The organism is Microbacterium umsixpiens (assembly GCF_053543675.1).
Map to the genome: position 1 here is coordinate 7,935 of NZ_JBLVOH010000250.1, position 2,364 is coordinate 10,298.

A 2,364-nucleotide genomic window follows, 5' to 3' on the forward strand; every position below is an offset into this window, starting at 1 on the left:
CGAGCCCGTGATACCAGACCCCCATCCGCGGACCGAACTCCGCGACGAGCGCCTGCTCGTCGGCGTCCGCGAGTTCTCGGACCGTCGTGATCCCGTGCGCGGCCAGTCGCTTCTGCACCTTGGAGCCGACGCCCCACAGGTCACGGGTGGGCTTGTCGCCCATCACCTCGAACCAGTTCTCCGCCGTCAGCCGGAAGATCCCGCGCGGCTTTCCGAACTCGGTCGCGATCTTGGCACGCACCTTGTTGTCCCCGATGCCGACGGAGCAGTGCAGCTCAGTCGCGGCCAGCACGGCCGCCCGTGCAGCGGTGGCGATCCGCTCCGGGTCCTCCGTCGTCACACCGAGGAAGCACTCATCCCACCCGATGACCTCGAGCACCACGTCGGGCAGCGACCGGAGCGCGGCCATCACCTCGCCGGAGGCGACCGCATAAGCTTCCTGATCCACAGGCAGGAAGACGGCGTTCTCCGGGGCTTTGCGTGCCGCGATCTTGAGCGGCATCCCCGAACCGATGCCGCACGCGCGCGCTTCGTAGGATGCGGTCGACACGACAGCGCGCTCCGTGGGGTCACCACGTCCGCCCACGATCACCGGGAGCCCGGCGAGCTCCGGTCTGCGCAGCACCTCGACCGCGGCGATGAACTGATCCATGTCCAAGTGCAGCACCCAGTCGGCCATGCAACGAGTGTGGCGGCTGGAAGCGCGCGTGTCACCCCGCTCCGGGCTCCCGGTCGGTCGGCGATCAGCCGATCGCGACGCCGATCGCGGTGACGACCAGGGCGAGCAGGGGAAGCGTCCCCTGCATCAGTGCGGCACGCGCCTTCGCGCGGTCCGAGAGGATGAGCACCAATGCGGCGGCGAGCATCATCGCAGTGCCGGCGAAAACCAGGGTCAGTCCGACGGTGGCCGAACCGACGATCACGAGGCCGATACCGAGCAGGGTCGTGAGTGCGAGGAAGAGGTTGTAGAAGCCCTGGTTGAAGGCCAGCTGCTTCATCGTGACGGCATCCGCCTCGCTGGCGACGCCGAAGATCTTCCTCGTCTCCGGCTCGGTCCACCGCAGCGACTCGAGCGCGAAGATGAAGACGTGGAACGCAGCGGCGGCTGCGGCGAGGACGAGACCGACGATGAGCATGTGCTGATTCTGTCAGACCAGGAAGATCGGCAGCAGCCCGGGGTTGTGCGCATGCACGAGCACCGCGAACACCACGGCGTCGAACAGCAGGTGCACGGTGACGACGTAGGCGAGCGAGTGGGTGCGCAGGAAGATGTAGCCCTGCAGCAGCGCGAACGGGATCGTCAGCAGCGGACCCCATTCGCGGTAGCCCAGCTCCCAGAGGAACGAGACGAACACGATCGCCTGCAGCAGGTTCGCGACCAGGTTCGGGAAGTGACGCCGCAGCAGCGCGAACACCGTGCAGATGAAGAACAGCTCGTCCCAGATGCCCACGGCGCCGACTCCGACGAAGAGCCGGGCGATGAGCTCGGGCGTGTCGACGACCGCCCAGTTCTGGTAGACGCCGCTGGTGATGAAGTAGAAGGGCAGGATCAACCACCCCAGGATCAGCACCGCCACCAGCCATCCCCACTGCAGACGACCCCATCGACGGTGCGTGCGCCACGGGAAGCTGATGGCGCGGTCGCGGTAGACGAACCGGGAGATGACGTAGGGCACCGCGACCGCACCGCCCAGCGCGAGCGTGAAGCGCAGCATCGCCAGGTTGTCGAGTTCGGCGGCGAGCGGGATGACGCTGACGATCAGCAGGCCGACGGCGATCAGGGAGAGGTCCCTGGTGAGCGAGGGCGGCCGATGCACGCCGATCACCCTCGCGGTCTCCCGCCGTGCGCCCATGCTCACGACCTGCTCCTCAGCCGGCCGCCCGCGTTCGAGCAGCCACGCGACCACGATCCCCAGGGCGAGCAGCGCCCAGCCCAGCCACGGGATCTCCAGCACGAAGAACGCCGGGGCAGCGGCACAGACGAGTAGCGCCGGCACGAAGGCGAGGCGCAGCGTCGTCTCCCGCCGTACCTCGGTCACGGGCGCGCCCGGCGCCGGTAGACCAGATCGCGGATGTCGCGCCCCTTCGCGATGCCCTTGCGCTCGAACGCGGTCATCACCCGGCCGTCGAAGCGCTCGGCCCACTCCCCGTCGAACGCGCGCTCGAACAGCGGTTCGGCGTCGAGCACCTCGCGCATCTGCAGGGCGTAGTCCTCCCAGTCGGTCGCGAGACGCAGCAGGCCGCCGTCTTTCAGCGCCCTCGCCGCGGTGTCGCCGAATCCCGGCCGCACCAGACGCCGCTTGGTGTGCTTCTTCTTGTGCCACGGGTCGGGGAAGAAGATCCACACCTCGCGTGCCGCAGCCT

At 68.4% G+C, this 2,364-nt stretch carries 4 protein-coding genes; all 4 read right to left on the reverse strand.

The window, feature by feature from the left end:
• Positions 1–679, reverse strand: a 679-nt coding sequence (locus tag ACNPM4_RS20690; protein WP_448987019.1) for a DNA polymerase IV, incomplete at its 3' end; no start/stop codon positions are given.
• Positions 680–743: 64 nt separating this feature from the next.
• Positions 744–1,136: a DUF1304 domain-containing protein gene (locus ACNPM4_RS20695; protein WP_029261906.1), complete on the reverse strand. Its 393-nt coding sequence runs from the start codon at positions 1,134–1,136 to the stop codon at positions 744–746.
• A 12-nt stretch (positions 1,137–1,148) separates the two neighbouring features.
• On the reverse strand, positions 1,149–2,039 hold the full coding sequence (locus ACNPM4_RS20700) for a CPBP family intramembrane glutamic endopeptidase (RefSeq protein WP_448987020.1): 891 nt from the start codon (positions 2,037–2,039) through the stop codon (positions 1,149–1,151).
• A partial coding sequence (trmB, locus tag ACNPM4_RS20705) for a tRNA (guanine(46)-N(7))-methyltransferase TrmB (RefSeq protein WP_448987021.1) occupies positions 2,036–2,364 on the reverse strand: 329 nt, incomplete at its 5' end. The genes trmB and ACNPM4_RS20700, both read right to left, overlap by 4 nt.

Coding starts and splice junctions, on each gene's coding strand:
- ACNPM4_RS20695 (WP_029261906.1), bottom strand. CDS start 1,136: ATGCTCATCGTCGGTCTCGTCCTCGCCGCAGCCGCCGCTGCGTTCCAC.